This is a genomic window from Rhizobacter sp. (assembly GCA_019635355.1).
Classification (GTDB): domain Bacteria; phylum Pseudomonadota; class Gammaproteobacteria; order Burkholderiales; family Burkholderiaceae_C; genus Rhizobacter.
In genome coordinates this window covers 5,185,968-5,200,988 of sequence record JAHBZQ010000001.1, presented here as the reverse complement: position 1 = coordinate 5,200,988, position 15,021 = coordinate 5,185,968, and the positions used below count along the sequence as shown (strand labels likewise).

16 protein-coding genes are annotated in these 15,021 nt (G+C 62.3%); 11 read left to right on the top strand and 5 right to left on the bottom strand.

Annotation, left to right across the window (positions count from 1 at the left end; genetic code table 11):
• Positions 1–27: 27 nt before the first annotated feature.
• The 3 genes from KF892_24455 to KF892_24445 all read right to left on the bottom strand — a co-directional run bounded on the left by KF892_24455 (position 28) and on the right by KF892_24445 (position 2,190).
• Complete coding sequence (locus tag KF892_24455) at positions 28–204, bottom strand: signal peptidase (protein ID MBX3628185.1); 177 nt, start codon at positions 202–204, stop codon at positions 28–30.
• Between the two features lie 80 nt (positions 205–284).
• Entirely contained in the window at positions 285–1,346 is a 1,062-nt protein-coding gene (locus KF892_24450; GenBank protein ID MBX3628184.1) for a CoA transferase, read from the bottom strand.
• Positions 1,339–2,190 carry a 2OG-Fe(II) oxygenase gene (locus KF892_24445; GenBank protein MBX3628183.1) on the bottom strand — a complete coding sequence of 284 codons (852 nt, stop codon included), beginning with the start codon at positions 2,188–2,190 and terminating at the stop codon, positions 1,339–1,341. The genes KF892_24450 and KF892_24445 overlap by 8 nt, the downstream gene beginning before the upstream one ends.
• A gap of 253 nt (positions 2,191–2,443) precedes the next feature.
• On the opposite strand from KF892_24445, the gene KF892_24440 reads away from it, so the two are divergent.
• Positions 2,444–3,124 (top strand): hypothetical protein, encoded by a 681-nt coding sequence (locus KF892_24440; protein ID MBX3628182.1) that lies wholly within the window; start codon positions 2,444–2,446, stop codon positions 3,122–3,124.
• A gap of 30 nt (positions 3,125–3,154) precedes the next feature.
• Here the strand turns inward: KF892_24440 and KF892_24435 are convergent, their stop codons facing one another.
• Both KF892_24435 and KF892_24430 read right to left on the bottom strand, forming a co-directional pair.
• Positions 3,155–6,394 carry an error-prone DNA polymerase gene (locus KF892_24435; protein MBX3628181.1) on the bottom strand — a complete coding sequence of 1,080 codons (3,240 nt, stop codon included), beginning with the start codon at positions 6,392–6,394 and terminating at the stop codon, positions 3,155–3,157.
• A gap of 57 nt (positions 6,395–6,451) precedes the next feature.
• Positions 6,452–7,633, bottom strand: coding sequence for an integron integrase (locus KF892_24430; protein MBX3628180.1), 1,182 nt, complete (start codon positions 7,631–7,633; stop codon positions 6,452–6,454).
• 60 nt (positions 7,634–7,693) lie between these two features.
• Between KF892_24430 and KF892_24425 the strand changes: the two genes are divergently transcribed.
• From KF892_24425 to KF892_24380, 10 genes are all read left to right on the top strand, one after another.
• Positions 7,694–8,074 (top strand): hypothetical protein, encoded by a 381-nt coding sequence (locus KF892_24425; protein ID MBX3628179.1) that lies wholly within the window; start codon positions 7,694–7,696, stop codon positions 8,072–8,074.
• Positions 8,075–8,173: 99 nt separating this feature from the next.
• Complete coding sequence (locus KF892_24420) at positions 8,174–8,464, top strand: hypothetical protein (protein ID MBX3628178.1); 291 nt, start codon at positions 8,174–8,176, stop codon at positions 8,462–8,464.
• Between the two features lie 363 nt (positions 8,465–8,827).
• Complete coding sequence (locus KF892_24415) at positions 8,828–9,577, top strand: hypothetical protein (protein ID MBX3628177.1); 750 nt, start codon at positions 8,828–8,830, stop codon at positions 9,575–9,577.
• Between the two features lie 71 nt (positions 9,578–9,648).
• Entirely contained in the window at positions 9,649–10,029 is a 381-nt protein-coding gene (locus KF892_24410) for a hypothetical protein (GenBank protein ID MBX3628176.1), read from the top strand.
• 121 nt (positions 10,030–10,150) lie between these two features.
• Positions 10,151–10,675 (top strand): hypothetical protein, encoded by a 525-nt coding sequence (locus KF892_24405; GenBank protein MBX3628175.1) that lies wholly within the window; start codon positions 10,151–10,153, stop codon positions 10,673–10,675.
• A 438-nt stretch (positions 10,676–11,113) separates the two neighbouring features.
• Positions 11,114–11,536: a signal peptide prediction gene (locus KF892_24400; GenBank protein ID MBX3628174.1), complete on the top strand. Its 423-nt coding sequence runs from the start codon at positions 11,114–11,116 to the stop codon at positions 11,534–11,536.
• Positions 11,537–12,121: 585 nt separating this feature from the next.
• Positions 12,122–12,664 carry a hypothetical protein gene (locus tag KF892_24395; protein MBX3628173.1) on the top strand — a complete coding sequence of 181 codons (543 nt, stop codon included), beginning with the start codon at positions 12,122–12,124 and terminating at the stop codon, positions 12,662–12,664.
• A 101-nt stretch (positions 12,665–12,765) separates the two neighbouring features.
• Entirely contained in the window at positions 12,766–13,425 is a 660-nt protein-coding gene (locus KF892_24390) for an HNH endonuclease (protein ID MBX3628172.1), read from the top strand.
• 112 nt (positions 13,426–13,537) lie between these two features.
• Positions 13,538–14,035, top strand: coding sequence for a hypothetical protein (locus KF892_24385; protein ID MBX3628171.1), 498 nt, complete (start codon positions 13,538–13,540; stop codon positions 14,033–14,035).
• Positions 14,036–14,112: 77 nt separating this feature from the next.
• A complete protein-coding gene (locus KF892_24380) occupies positions 14,113–14,790 on the top strand; it encodes a DUF2262 domain-containing protein (GenBank protein MBX3628170.1) in 678 nt (225 codons plus the stop codon).
• The last annotated feature ends 231 nt before the right edge of the window (positions 14,791–15,021 follow it).

Below are 15,021 nucleotides of genomic sequence, written 5' to 3'. Positions count from 1 at the left end.
CCGGGTTTCGTCTTTGAGCTCGGAAGCTCAGGCAGCCGAAGCAGCCTTCTTCGAAGCCTTGGCGGCCTTGGCCTTCTTGGCCTTGGCCTTCTTCTCAGCCTTGGCGGCAGCCGGCTTGCCGTCGGCAGCGGGAGCCGAAGCGGCTTGGGCGAAAGCGCCGAGCGAGAAGGTGGCGGCAACCAGGGCAGCGATGATCTTGTTCACGGGATATTCCTTTGCAAAGGGGTTGAGAGCGTCTTGCTCCCGGGGCACAACGCGGCCTCGCAAGAGGCGGTTGACCGTGCTCAGGAAAATAGTTGCGCGTAGGCCGCATTGAGCGGGTGCGCCAGCGCCTCGTCCAGCCGCAGCACCGGGGTCACGCAGCAGTCGACGCCCTCGAAGAGCGCAACCCAGTGCGCAAGCGGCTCGCGCTTGAAGTGCTGCACCAGCTCGGCGCGCAAGGCCATGGCCTCTTCGCTCCCCACCGCCTGCCCGAGCGACCAGTGCTGTTGCGCCCATCCGGGCTGGCCGAGGGTGTGGCACAGGCGCTGCCAGAAGGGCAGCTCGAGCGCCCCGACCGCGAGATGGCGCGCATCGGCAGTCGGGTAGACGCCGTAGCACGGCGCGCCGCCCGAGAGCAGGTCGCGGCCCTGCAAGGGCGCGCGGCCGGTGCGTTGCACCGCCATGCCGGCGAGCACGTGGTGGCGCAGCACCTCGTGCGTCATCGAGATGTCAACAAAGCGGCCCTGGCCCGTGCGCTGCGCGGCCAGCAGCGCGGCGAGGATGCCCTGCACCGCGGCCTGCGTGCCGCCCATCAGGTCGCCGATCTGGAAGTTGGGCGTGATGACCTCGCCCTCGTGCGTGGCGAGCTGCTCCAGCACGCCCGACATTGCGACGTAGTTGAGGTCGTGGCCGGCACGATGCGCCCAGGCGCTGTGCTGACCGTAGCCGCTGATGGCGCACATCACGAGCCGTGGGTAACGCGCGTGGAGCGCGCTCCAGCCGAGGCCCAGGCGGTCCATCACGCCGGGGCGGAAGCCTTCGACCAGCACGTCGGCGCCTTGCAGCAGCGCATGCAGGCCGGCCAGGCCTTCGGGCGTGCGCAGGTCGAGGCTGTGCAGCGACTTGCCGGCGTTGAGGTGGCGAAACATGCGCGCCGGCTCACCCCGCACGCGCTCGCCCTCGGTGCGGCCGAGGTGGCGCGCGCCGTCGTCCTGCCCTTGTTCGGCGGGCCCTTCGACCTTGAGGACTTCGGCCCCCAGCTCGAGCAGGTGCTTCGTGGCCAGCGGCCCGGGCAGCAGGCGCGTCAGGTCGACGACGCGGATGCCCGCCAGCGGCAGCACATCCACGCGCGCCGCGTCACTCAAAGCGCCCTTCCCGCATCCACTTGGTGGCCACCCATTTCTCGCCGGCCACCACCGGCGCGCCGCCGTGCAGCGTGCGCGTCATCGGGTGCGGGCGGTCGTAGCTGAAGAAGACCGCGTTGCCCTTGATCGGCGCGACCTCGACGTTGACGTCGGGGAAGGTCGTGCCGCCACCGCCCTCGGGCGTGTTGAGGTAGGTCACGACCGTGCCCACCCGCTGGCCGCCGCGCTTGAGGATGGTGGGCGTGCCAGGTTGTGCAGGGTCGAAGTAGTCGTAGTGGGGCTTGTATTCGGCGCCCGGGCGGTAGTGCAGGATCTGCAGGCCCTCGCCGTTCTCGACGGGCCAGTTGAGCAGCTTGGCGATGCGCGTCTCGATGCGCGAGCACAGCGCATGTTCGCCCCGGCCGAAGAACATGCCGTCGCTCGTGCGCGCGGTGTTGACCTCGCTGCCGCCGGTGGTGGTGACGACCGTCTCGGAACGTGCGAGCCGCGGCTTGGCGAGCTCGATGAGTGCATCGCACTCGTCGTGCGTGAGCAGGTTGCCGAACACGATGACACGCGGGTTGCGCATCGTCATGAGGATCTGCACCTCGTGGCCGTCGACGACGATCGAGGCCGGCGCGCCCAGCAGGTCGGGCTCGGGCACCATCACGGGCTCGGGCAGGTTGTTGGCCTTGGCGTGCTCCTTCAGGAAACCCGACAGGGTGTCTTCCAGCGCGGCCAGCGCCACGTCTTCCTGCCAGCCGCTGGCCATCATCGATTTCAGGACTTCATCGGGCGGACGGCCCGCCTTGGCCTGGTCGACGATCCATTGGCGCAGCTCAGGGGTCACGGCTTGTGCACTCATGCACGGATTCTGCCGGAACGGGCTTCGATACGGCATCGAAAGCCCGAGTGCCCGTCGTCGGAACGTCGCCGCGAATGCCAGTGGGCCCGCACATCGCATGCGGGAAACTCCCTCCCCGCTTTTTCTGGCCGGGCGTGCGATCTCGGATGAAGTGTGGAATTCGCCCCTTGTTCGAGCGGTCACCATCGACAGAATTCGTTACTCGTCGTGGCCTTTCGTTTCCGCCTCCCCTTCCTCAACCCACCCATTCGAGATGAACTCCAAGACCTCCGTTTCCTGGCTCGCCCAGATGACGCTCGGCCTCGCGTGTTTCGTGGGCGGGCTGGAATTCGCCCGCCTCGCGTGGAGCGACGGCTGGCAGCTCATGAGCGCGGGCATTGCGGTGTCGTTGCTCGGCCTCGCGCTCATCGTCGTGGCGGAATTGCGCGAGCGCCCGCAGCGGGTGTTGCGGCGTGCGCGGCGCTCCATCAATTTCCCCACGCAGTGGGCGGTGCGCTTCGACAAGAGCGTGCCCAACGGCGGCGTGATCCCGGTGGCGGTGATCCGCTCGGACGGCGTGCGCTTCGTGATCGACATCCAGGGCTTCCCGGAAGCCGAGTGGAACGACCCGCTGATCGGCGAGTCGCTGCTGGTGGGCCCGCACGGCAAGAAGTTCAAGCACGACCCGGTCGGCCCGCTGATGCAGGCCGCCGAGGCCTGGGGAGCGACCGCGATCCTGTGGCTGCCCGAAGCGAAGAGCCCACGCAACCTGCGCCAGGCGGGCTGCAACCTGATCGTGGTGATGGGCGGTGCGCGCGAACTCAAGCACGTGCTGCGCGGCGCCGAGATCGCGCCACGCCATGACGCCACGCTCGAGATGACCATGCCGCCCAAGCGCGGCGGTGGCTCGAAGTCTCGCAAGGCGGCGCCCGTGGGTGCGCCCGAGATGGCCTGAGCGGGCGGCAGTCTCTTCTCTCTGTTCGTTCTACTTGAAATCGCGGCTGCGGCTTTCGAGCCCGGCGAGCAAGTGCGTGTGGTCGATCACCTTGGCGGCCACCAGGTGCATCACCGCGAAACGATCGTCGCCCTCGCGCTGCCATTGGCCGTAGACCGTCATCAGGCGTGAGGCGAGCAGCGGCTGGCGCTGCGTCTCGACCACCTTCGGCCAGGCGATGACGTTGATCGCGCCGGTCTCGTCTTCCAGCGTGATGAACATGGTGCCGTTGGCCGTGGGCGGGCGCTGCCGGTGGGTGACGATGCCGCTCGCGCGGGCCAGGCGGCCGCTCGGGTAGGTGCGCAGCGTGGCGGCCGTCTCGACCTTGAAGGCGCGCAGCTGCTCGCGCAGCATCGCGAGCGGGTGGCGGCCGAGCGTGAGGCCGAGCGACTGGTAGTCGGCGCGCATGTCGTCGAACTCGGCCGGTGGTGCGAGCACGGCCGGCGCTTCATGCACGCGCGTGGCGCGCAGCAGCGCCGTGGGGCGCGTGTCGATGCCCGCCACGACCCATGCGGCCTGGTGGCGGTGGCCCGCGAGCGGCTTCAGGGCATTGGCCTGCGCCAGGGCCTTGAGCTCGTGGGCATTGAGCGCGGCACGGCGCGCGAGGTCTTCGACGTTGACGAACGGCGCATTGGCGCGGGCGGTAAAGATGCGCTCGGCCGCGTCGACGGACAGGCCTGACACCATGTTGAGCCCCAGGCGCACCGGCTGCAGCGGTGCGCTGAACGATGTGGCGCCGTGCGCTCTTGCGGGGTCGAGGTGCCCGTCCAGGAAAAGCGGCAGGCCTTCGAGCGAAGCCTCCCAGGTGCTGATGTTCACGTCGACCTCGCGCACCTCGACGCCATGCGCACGGGCGTCTCGCACCAGCTGCGCCGGCGCGTAGAAGCCCATCGGCTGGCTGTTGAGCAGGCCGGCGAGGAAGGCATCGGGGTGGTGGCACTTGAGCCAGCTGCTGGCGTAGGCGAGGAGCGCGAAGCCGGCGGCGTGGCTCTCGGGGAAGCCGTATTCGCCGAAGCCTTCGATCTGCTTGAAGATGCGCTCGGCGAAGTCCCGGTCGTAGCCGTTCTTCGCCATGCGGTTGACGAGATCGTCATGGAATTTGGCGATGTCGCCGCTGCGCTTCCACGCGGCCATCGCGCGGCGCAGCCGGTCGGCTTCGCCCTCGGTGAAGTCGGCCGCGAGGATGGCGATCTGCATCACCTGCTCCTGGAAGATGGGCACGCCTTTCGTGCGGCCGAGAGCGATCTTGAGCTTGCCGGGGTATTCGATCTGGTCGTCGGGAAGACGGCGGTTCTTCAGGTAGGGGTGCACCATGCCGCCCTGGATGGGCCCCGGCCGCACGATCGCCACTTCGACCACCAGGTCGTAGTACACACGCGGCCGCAGCCGCGGCAGCATGCTCATCTGCGCACGGCTCTCGATCTGGAACACGCCCACGGTGTCGGCGGCGCAGATCATGTCCCACGTGGGGTCGGTCTCGCCGTCAGGGAACTGGTGCATCTCGACAGGCCGGCCCAGCTTGCGCGCCAGGAATTCGAGCGAGCGCCTGAGCGCGCTCAGCATGCCGAGCGCGAGGATGTCGACCTTCATCAGGCCCAGCGATTCGAGGTCGTCTTTTTCCCACTGGATGACGCTTCGGTTGGGCATCGCTGCGTTTTCGACCGGCACCAGCTTCGACACCTCGTCGGACGCAATGACGAAGCCACCCGGGTGCTGGCTCAGATGACGCGGCGTGCCGATGAGCTGGTGCGTGAGCTCAAGCCAGAGGCGAATGAGCGGCGATTGCGGGTCGAAGCCGCACGCGCGCAAGCGCTCGTCTTCGACGCTCATGTCGAACCACTGCACGCTCTTGGAGACGGCCTCGATGCGCTGCAGGTCGATGCCGAGGGCACGGCCCACGTCGCGCAAGGCCGAGCGCGGGCGGTAGCGGATGACGACCGCGGTGAGCGCGGCGCGATGGCGGCCGTATTTGGCGTAGATGTGCTGGATGACTTCTTCGCGGCGCTGGTGCTCGAAGTCGATGTCGATGTCGGGGGGCTCGTTGCGCTCGTCGCTGATGAACCGGCCGAAGAGCAGCTGGGCGCCACGCTCGGGGTTCACCTCGGTCACGCCCAGGCAGAAGCAGACCAGTGAATTGGCCGCGCTGCCACGCCCCTGGCACAGAATGCCCTGCTCACGCGCCCACAAGACGATGTCGGCCACCGTGAGGAAGTAGGGCTCGTACTTCTTCTTCTCGATGAGGGCGAGCTCCTGCTCGATCTGGTCGAGGTTTTTGTCAGACAAGCCGCGTGGATACCGTCGCCGCGCACCTGCCAGGGTGAGCTTGCGCAGGTGGCTGATGGCCGTTTCTCCGGGTGGCACCAGCTCCTGGGGGTAGGTGTACTTGAGCTCGCTGAGCTTGAAGCTGCACTTCTTCGCCCATTCGACGCTGCGGGCCATCCACTCCTCGCGGTACAGGCGCGCCAGCCGCATGCGCCGCCGCATGTGCGTCTCGGCATTGGGCGCCAGCTCGTGGCCGCATTGCGCCAGAGGGCGGTTCAGCCGGGTGGCGGTGAGCACATCCTGCAAGGGCTTGCGCGAACGCACATGCATCAGCACGCCGCCCGCCGCCACGATGGGCAGGCCGGTGTGCTCGGCGACACGTTGCACGGTCGACACCAGCGTGGCGTCACCCTGCCGGTTGTGCAGCTCGAGCGCGATGGCGGCGCGGTCTTGCAGCCAGGTCTTGAGCCAATGCGCGTGGGCCAGGATCTCCTGGAACGGCTGGCTCGCGTGCGGCACCAGCAGGCCCAGACACCCGGGCAAGCCCGCCAATTCGGCCGCGGTGGGAATCTTGCCTTCCAGGTCACCGGGGTGCGCGAGGTAGTGGCCTTTCTCGGCGCGATTGCGTGCCGCGGTGATCCAGCGCGAGAGATTGGCGTAGCCGCGCATCGTCTGCGCGAGCAGCACCAGGTGGGCGTGCGGCGCGCCTGATTGCGGCAGGTGCAGGCGCATCTCGCTGCCGATGACGAGGTGGAAATCACCATGCGCCTTCGCCGCATGGTGGGCGCGCACCACCCCGGCGAGGGAGCATTCGTCGGTGAGGGCGAGTGCGCTGTAGCCCAGGGCGATCGCGCGCTCGATCAGCTGCTCGGGGTGCGACGCCCCTCTCAGGAAGCTGAAGTTGCTGAGGCAGTGCAGCTCGGCATAGCCGGGCAGGCCGATGCGGGAAGCGGATGGCGAGGACGACATGGCGGAGGACGGCTTTCCACATCGGGTGACGACGACAAGGCAATGGCCGCCACCACCTCATCCCACGGCCGAAAGATGCCGTGCCGGCACGAGGTATTGCGCCGTCGGCATGCAGACACGCGGCGGCAGGTCGTCGGGGCCCAGGTCGTCGGGATCGGCCGCCCTGTCGTACTTCATGTCGTCGCCTGCGTGCAGTGGCGCGGTGCGGGCTTCGTGTTGCTTCGCGCCCATCACATCGAGCCCGGCCAGCGCGTCGAGCGGGCTGCGCACCCCGCCACCGCCCACCTTCAGCACATGGGTGTAGATCATGGTCGTGCTCACGTCGGCGTGGCCGAGCAGTTCTTGCACGGTACGGATGTCGTAGCCGCTTTGCAGCAGGTGCGTGGCGAAGGAATGGCGCAAGGTGTGCGGCGTGGCCGGCTTGACGATGCCAGCCGACACCAAGGCTTTCTTGAAGGCGCGCTGGAAGCCCTGCTCCAGCACGTGGTGCCGGCGCTCGAGGCCGGTGCGCGGGTCGTCCGACAGCCTGTCTTGCGGAAAGACCCAGAACCACGTCCACGACGAGGCGGCACGCGGGTACTTGCGCGCGAGAGCGTGCGGCATGTGCACCCCGCCACGGCCGGCGTCACGGTCGCGTTGCCAGTGCTGGCGCGCGAGGTCGAGCTGCGCGCGCAAGGCCGGGATCAGCGAGGCCGGCAGCATCACCACGCGGTCTTTGGCGCCCTTGCCTTCGCGCACGACGATGGCGCGACGGGCGAAGTCGACGTCTTTCACCCGCAGGCGCACACCTTCCATGATGCGCATACCGGTGCCGTAGAGCAGGCGGCCCATGAGCTGGTGCGCGGGCGGCAGCTGCGCGAGCACCCGCGAGACCTCGTCATGCGTGAGCACCACCGGCAGCCGCACCCGGTCTTTCGGGCGGCCGATCTCGGTCATCCACGGCAGGTCTTGGCCGAGGACCTTCTGGTAGAGAAAGAGCAAGGATGACAAGGCCTGCTTGTGCGTGGCGGCCGCGACCTTGCGCTCATTGGCCAGCCACGAGAGAAAACTCTCGACCTCCGGCCCCGCCATCTCGGCCGGGTGGCGCATGCCGTGGAAGCGCACATACATGCTGACCCAGTGCACATAAGCGCCTTCGGTGCGGATGCTGTAGTGCAGGTAGCGGATGCGCTCGCGCAGCTGGTCGAGCAGGCGGGCGGAGTGCAGTGGGGGGAGGGAATCTGATGGGGTGATCGACATGGCGGCAGGCCGTCACGGGTGCGGCAACTTTGTACTGTATATTTATACAGCATCTATGCAGTGTTTTCCAGCTTCGACTTGAGGTCACTAAAGGTGAAAGCAGATCGCGCCAACCTCAGGGTTGTGAAGACCCTTTCTCCATCGAGCAGGGGCGCCAAGACTCTCGCGGAAAGACATGGCAACGCCCTGATCTGCGTGCGTCACCGCACAGACCCCGCCGGCAAGTTCCGTTTCATCACCGTCGAACTGCTGGTGGATCGAAGGCCGATCAAACCACGCACCGACAAGGTCGTCAGCATCAGGATCGGCCCCTACGAGCGATCGCTCCAATCCTTGGTGCGCGCGGCCGGCGCGTTGTGGGATCCCGAAAAGAAGCTCTGGAGAATGCCGAAGCGGGTGGCCGGCATCCTCAATCTGCGAGATCGAATCGTCGGGAAGTAGATAGATGTGGCCGCCACATCTATCTACATGTTGCTAGCTATGGCCTCATGTTGCTGGGAATGGCAACATGGGATGGGTGTAGATATCACGTTAGAGCGCATGAAGAACCCAACTCGCCGGCCGGAAGACAAGAACGGAACGCTCGTCCGAGTTGGTTCTCTTGTTCGAGTGTTGAGTCTTTCGGGAGAATGGTTCGATTCGCTACCCGAGAATGAAAAACGCAATGTTCAGTCAATGGTCGGCGAAGTATTCGTAGTCGAGGAAATCGATGAATACGGTCAACCTTGGGTCCGTAAGTCCTGGCCGAACGAGGCAGAAGGAACATGCAACTCTCATTCAGTGGCGCTTGAACCCCGTGAAATGGAGTTCATTGGTGAGTCAAGTCAGTAGCCACCTGGCAATCACAGAAGCACATCGCAGCGTCATTGGTCGCGGTCTCGCCTATAGGCAATCGAAGGCAGAGCTTCCCCGTTTAGAAGTCACAGCCTCCCATCCACCAATGCGCTCTAACCCTTCCATCGAGAGGACCCGCCCCGGCAAGCCGGGTCGGGCCTCTCATGTCAAACGTTAGGCTTCACAAGTATGTCCTCGGCACTACGAGTCCGACACGCAATACTGCCAGTTGGGTTAGCTCTTCTTGCATGCACCTCAGCCATAGTCACTGTTGTTGCTAGTCGCGTTAAAGACGCAAACACACTCGAACTGAACCTGTGGGACTACTCAACAATCATCGCGGCGGTCGCTACAGCAGCAATGTCTCTCGTCTTTGTAGCGTTCGACTACCGCGAGAAACGTGACGCAGCTAGATTGCTGACGGTTCGATTGGCGCTACGGGGGCTAAAGCAGTTGCCGCAGACGCTCAATACTTGGCTGAAGGATGAACGGTACGTTGCATGCGTGCTATCGGTTTGGATTGACGGCGACGAACTTCCTCCGATCAGGCTATTTGACGTGGTTCTCCGCTACGGGCAACTTACCTCTCCAGACTCTCCGGGGGAGTTTGTCCAAGAGCGCGTTCTGGCTCGCGACGACTGGGACACTCTGCTTCAGCGATCGGGGGCGTACTTGCTTGTTGAGCCGGCGAACGAAGAGATGACAGCAAAGACCAGCGCACTGTACGACCGGGATAGCCTAAAAGAGAATCTGTACGACACCGAGGACTTGGCCCTCGCCCACCCTGATCACCATCAACTACTGGTAGTGACACCAGGGTTGGAGAAAACGTACTCACAGTATCTCGAGCACTTTATGTATCCGAACGAGGCGCAGGTGGTCATTGCCCACGGTCGCTCTCACGGGCGGAGAGGTTTGCCAGTTCTTTTTGATGTCGTTTCAGCGATAGAGATTGAGTTCGTCGGCAAAGGGTTCATTACTGCTGCGATCGACGAGCTTGCCTCCATGCACGAATTCGCCATCATGGCGACTCACTACCCTGACCAACCCTTGACAAAGCGATTGCTGCACCACACAGCAAAACTTCGCCTCAAGCCGCGTGAAGCCTAACCCTTCCATCGAGAGGACGTGCCCCGGCAAGCCGGGTCACGCCTCTCATGTCAAACGTTAGGCGTCGCAACATGCAAGCAGTTCTCCTCCTGAGCAGCTCAATGCCAGTAGCTGGCCTATCAGATCTCGCCGTTCGGGTATTCGCCGCGTTGGGGCTTACTGAGCACGAGGAACGCGAGAGCTCCAACTACCCACCCGACGATCACTACTTCTGTGGGTACGCTCGCAATGTCACGGTAGAAGTGTGCGATTCCGATGAATCGGAAATGCCGGAGTACCCATATTGGCTCGTGCTAACCGACAAGACGTCTTGGAAAGACTCCAAGACAGAGCTTGTTGCTGAGCCAGATTCAGTTGCCCAAAAGCTAGCGAGAGCAGGCTTCAAGGTCTTCATCCCCACAGAGGGATGGGGACAAAACGACTGGAAACCCGATGGCAAAGTCTTTGAATAGAAGCGGCAATCAGGTGGCAGCACAAGCAGCGACGCCTAACCCTTCAATCAACCGGACATGCCCCGGCAAGCCGGGTCATGCCGGTTATCTCAAACGTTAGAGCGCACTAGGTACCAGTCACATGCCAACCACCAGCGAACTGACGCCGCGAGACTTTCTCGACTATCGAGACGCGATCAACGCCAGACTGAAAGCAACGCGCCAAATTGAGCTGCGCGTAGCGGTGTATGCATACGCACAAGAGGCATATATCGTCTCGGCCACAACAGGATTTTCGGAGGCAGGAGCGCCAGTCAAAGTGCCATTCGCAGGAGCAGATGAGGAACTTGGTCGAACCGTGCGAAAGCTGCTCCTGCAAACGCACATGCATCCTGCGCCGTCCCATCGAGAAGCAAAGCTCTCTGATTGGGCTGCATACGTTCTCTCGGGGGCCAAGACCGGCCGGGCGTTTGAGGAGAAGTCAGTTTATTTATCTGTTGACACCAGAAACACTGCGCTTTGCATTCGAGCGCAACAGCGAAGGCCACCGTCACCCATATACGTTGGCCATGACCACAGCTTCAATGTCGACAGCGAAGAACTTGGCAAATCAATTCAAAACTTGGTCTCAATCGTTAGGCTGCTCGCCTCGCAAGGTGCGCTCTAACCCTTCCATCGAGAGGACTCGCCCCGGCAAGCCGGGTCGAGCCTCTCATGTCAAACGTTGAGCGGCACTGAGGGCTAAACGTGTTGCCTTCGAGAAAGTCGGTGGCAAGCCAAGTGGCAAGGTCAGTACCTCATCGCAAGAAGAGCATGTTCGTGCCCGCGTTCGCCACCGCAATGTTTTCGCCTGCGCACCCGGCAAGTAACCGTGCTCACTCGATGCAGCCGTCGTTAGTCAGTTCGTGGATTAGCCGTCGTGGGGGCCCGGCACCAACCGAGGCTTGCTGCGAACCGAGGCGCCCTGAAAGCGCACGCCGGCTAAAGTTCATCGCCCGGCTGCACCCTGCCCCATCGAGGCAAGCGCCGCCCAACCCTTCCATCGAGAGGACGTCGCCCGGCAAGCCGGGCGCCGCCTCTCATGTCAAACGTTAGACGCCGCTGAATGCGATGGCTCAGAGTCGCAAAGGTTCTTTGGGCGCTCCCCTGCTCGCTGGGCGGCTTGCTTCTGGCCACAGTGCCATTGGTGCTCGGCGGCAGCGCGAAGGTCCGTGCCGGAGCGCTGGAAGTCACCTATCGCAAGCGTCTAGCCAGTTGCGGCAAGCTTGCACTTGCGTTGCCATTCAGGGGCATCGTCTTCGGCCATGTCATCCTGGCAGTCACTCAAGAAGAACTCACACACATTGGTCCCCATGAGCGAGTCCATGTCGAGCAATACGAGCGCTGGGGCCCAGTCTTCTTCCTCGCATATCCAGCATCCAGCCTTTGGCAGCTACTGCAAGGCCGCGATCCATACTGGTACAACCACTTTGAGGTTCAGGCCCGCTTGCGAAGCACCGAAGTCCATCGGCAGAGCGGCGGCGTCTAACCCTTCCATCGAGAGGACCCGCCCCGGCAAGCCGGGGCGGGCCTCTCATGTCAAACGTTAGGCGCCCGAGATGTCACCACTCAGCCGAGAAATGCGCCAGCTATTCGAAGCAGCAAGTCGCTACCTAGAAGGAAAATCGTCAGTACATGAACTGAACGGAATAGCCTCCTTGTGCATCGAGCTTGCGCGCAACGAGAGTGCCTCCAGACAGATCGTCGATGTGCTCCAAGAATGGAGAGAAGTAATTAACCGTCGATGGAATGAGTGGGGGCTAGAGAAGGCACCCCTTTCTGAGCCAGAGTTTCGAGATTGGCTTCGTGAACAACTACCCTTTCTCAATGAGCGCCACTGACATCTCGGCTCCAAAGGCCTTGGCCCCTCGGCTATCGATCGGGTCAATAGCGGTGTGCGGTCCTGTGTTCTCGCTTTCATACAAAGCCGCCCAGCCTGAGCGCCGGGCGCCTAACCATTCCATCGAGAGGACCAGTCCCGGCAGGCCGGGCCTGGCCTCTCATGTCAAACGTTAGACCGCTCCAAGTGTTTCGCTAGACTTCTCCCTCCACAACACCAATCGGAGGAGAGATCATGCGCACATCGTTCATCGCAGTATTGGCGACAGCCGTGCTTCTGACGGCTTGCGAAACTCCAACTACGCAGCGCTACTCGATATCAGCTGACAACAACATTGCGATCAAAGCCATCAACGCGAAGGATGTCGGCATTGGCGCATTTGCCGAGCCGGCCACATTCGATCCAAATTGCAGAGCAATGGGCCCTCTGCAGGTGGCTGACGGGCTAACCCACACGCAATACATCCGCAAGGCGTTCGAGGACGAACTCAAGGTTGCAGGCGCGCATGGAAGCCCTCCTCGTGTCACGCTGACTGGCAAGGTCACTCGGCTTGAGGTCTCCTCCAGCCGCGCCGTGACAGGAGGCTCATGGACCATTGATCTCGATCTGTCATCCTCAAACGGAAAGACTATGGCAGTGAAGGAGTACTACGAGTTCAACAGTGGCTTCGCAGCGCCAGAGGCCTGCCGGAACACCGCCGAAGCGTTCACACGCGCCGTACAAAACCTTGTTGGAAAGGCAGTCCGCGATCCACAGTTCGCCGGCCTCGTCAGGTAAGAAGCGGCCTAACCCTTCCATCGAGAGGACATGCCCCGGCAAGCCGGGTCATGCCTCTCATGTCAAACGTTAGGCATCGCAGGAAAGAGAGCGCTCCGCGAATGACTGTCAATACATTCGATCGGAAGCATGCAGAAGGCTTCTACACCTCAGGCGACATTGCAGCCTTGTATGGCTTGCAAGACGGCAAGTGCTACTTCTGTGATGCGCAGCTTGGAAAGCTTGGCGAGAAATCCCCCTTTCATATCGATCACCTCTCGCCTATCTCGAAAGGCGGGACCAACTGGCCTGGCAATCTTTCCCTCAGTTGCCCCGACTGCAACAAGAGAAAGTACAACCAAGACACCGCCAAGCTGTGGAAGAAGCTGCGCGCGGAGAAAGGCGATTCTTGGTATCAAGAGAAGATCGCCAGAAACCGAAGCCATACCGCGAGGAAGAGTCAACTCACCAAAGAACGCAAGGTTGAGCGGCAGGAGTCTCTCGCACTCATCGCAGAGAAGCTCGAAGAAGCGCTAACTGCCGAAATTAGAGAAGGCGCCTACGCATCACCGTCGGAGTTCAAAGTTTCTGTTGATCAATTGGGGGTCTATCTCAGTATCTGGTTCAACAACAGCCACATCGAGTTTCCGGCACCTACGCAAGCGGAGATCCAGACGTGGGTCAAACAAGACTACGTGGCACTGGCAGCGTGCCTAGTCATCACAGAAGCCCTATCTGGCTACTTGAAGGTTGGCAGCAAGAAAATTCAGGTTTCGCTATGAGCCCAGTAACCCCGGCGCTGCCTAACCCTTCCATCGAGAGGACGTCACCCGGCAAGCCGGGCGCCGCCTCTCATGTCAAACGTTGGGCGTCACCAAATAGCTATCCGCACCTATGACGAATTCCGACTTCATCGCGCTCTGTGCCGCCGGAATCGCTGTTCTTGCGCTAGTGGCGACCATCTGGCAGGGAGCAATCTCAAGGCGACACAACCGCCTTTCCGTCCGACCGCATCTAGATACACACGAAACCCTGATATCCGGCGGAACCCTATCACTCTCACTTGCCAATAGCGGGCTTGGGCCAGCCATCATCAAACGAGTTCGCATCACGATCGAAGGTGAGATTCATACGGACTTTGGTTCCGCGTATCGCCTCGCGGTGGCTAAGGCCGTTATTGGCTTCGAGGGGAAAGGCGACATGCAGGTGGCCGAGCCGGGATCCGTTCTCACTGCGGGGCAGAAACTCGAGTTGTTCAGCATCAGCTTCGATACAGAAAGCGATCAGAAGCTTCTCGCGGCGAAGAAGTTCATCGACAGCTACGCTTTAGAAGTCACGTATGAATCCATGTACGGCGAGGAATTCAGCGTAGTACGTGAGGCGAAGAGGTGACGCCCAACCCTTCCATCGAGAGGACCCGCCCCGGCAAGCCGGGTCGGGCCTCTCATGTCAAACGTTAGGCATCGCGAATGCGACTTGTCACCTCTCTGCAGAGATCAAAAGCCGCGCTTGCACACTGGGGCGTCCGCGAATACTTTCTTCTGGCTGTCCTCTGGCTAACTTTGTCCACGCCGCTCTACCTTGCAGGATGGGGGCTCCTTTCAGTCCTGAGCCTGCCACTTCTACTTCTCGCAATCGTCGTACTCACCTACGGCGCATCAGCTCTGGTGAAGCCCTTACCGCAAAAGAAGGTTCAGCCGAAGCCTGGCTTTCCACCTTCTATTGAAGTTCCATCACTCGGCTTCTTTCCGCTGTCGGCGTACTCCGATTCGCTCTACGAAAGAAAAGTCAGTTGGTGTGGCTCGGAAATTGGCCTCAACCTCTCCATCGAGGCAGTCGAGCTAGTTGACTCTGTTCGCCGCGTGGCAGTCGCTATCACTTCGGAGGCCTCTAAAGTGAACTCTGAAGTCACGCGGTTCGCAGTCAGAGAGCTACTTTCCGAAGTCAATGAAGGTCGTAGTGCCGCAGGACAATCCGAGCTAACGGCAGAACAATTCCTGCAAGCCATCTCGCTTCAGAGCATCACTGTCCATTCAGATGAAACCTATGAATTCATGTACGACGATGGTGAGCTTCTCGGAGGCCATTGGATTGAAGTTCACGGCAGCCTCACACAAGGCCCGATCGACGTCGATCTACCTGGCTAAAGCGATGCCTAACCCTTCCATCGAGAGGACGTCACCCGGCAAGCCGGGCGCCGCCTCTCATGTCAAACGTTGAGCATCACGAGTGGGTCTGTGCGTTACTGGTTGCTTATGAGCCTTCGTTCAGCACCTCAAATCCAATTCGCGTGCGTCGCCGCCGAGCCTTCGGTCACCGCTCGCTGCCTGCCACCAAATCTGAACACCGCGCTTGCCACCCACCGGAAAGTCCCGAAA

Bases quoted from the DNA above. Each gene is read 5' to 3' on its own strand.
- KF892_24430 (MBX3628180.1), bottom strand. From the start codon at position 7,633: ATGTCGATCACCCCATCAGATTCCCTCCCCCCACTGCACTCCGCCCGC.
- KF892_24390 (MBX3628172.1), top strand. From the start codon at position 12,766: ATGACTGTCAATACATTCGATCGGAAGCATGCAGAAGGCTTCTACACC.
- KF892_24400 (MBX3628174.1), top strand. From the start codon at position 11,114: ATGCGATGGCTCAGAGTCGCAAAGGTTCTTTGGGCGCTCCCCTGCTCG.
- KF892_24380 (MBX3628170.1), top strand. From the start codon at position 14,113: ATGCGACTTGTCACCTCTCTGCAGAGATCAAAAGCCGCGCTTGCACAC.
- KF892_24395 (MBX3628173.1), top strand. From the start codon at position 12,122: ATGCGCACATCGTTCATCGCAGTATTGGCGACAGCCGTGCTTCTGACG.
- KF892_24445 (MBX3628183.1), bottom strand. From the start codon at position 2,190: ATGAGTGCACAAGCCGTGACCCCTGAGCTGCGCCAATGGATCGTCGAC.
- KF892_24405 (MBX3628175.1), top strand. From the start codon at position 10,151: ATGCCAACCACCAGCGAACTGACGCCGCGAGACTTTCTCGACTATCGA.
- KF892_24440 (MBX3628182.1), top strand. From the start codon at position 2,444: ATGAACTCCAAGACCTCCGTTTCCTGGCTCGCCCAGATGACGCTCGGC.
- KF892_24435 (MBX3628181.1), bottom strand. From the start codon at position 6,394: ATGTCGTCCTCGCCATCCGCTTCCCGCATCGGCCTGCCCGGCTATGCC.
- KF892_24420 (MBX3628178.1), top strand. From the start codon at position 8,174: ATGAAGAACCCAACTCGCCGGCCGGAAGACAAGAACGGAACGCTCGTC.
- KF892_24410 (MBX3628176.1), top strand. From the start codon at position 9,649: ATGCAAGCAGTTCTCCTCCTGAGCAGCTCAATGCCAGTAGCTGGCCTA.
- KF892_24415 (MBX3628177.1), top strand. From the start codon at position 8,828: ATGTCTCTCGTCTTTGTAGCGTTCGACTACCGCGAGAAACGTGACGCA.
- KF892_24385 (MBX3628171.1), top strand. From the start codon at position 13,538: ATGACGAATTCCGACTTCATCGCGCTCTGTGCCGCCGGAATCGCTGTT.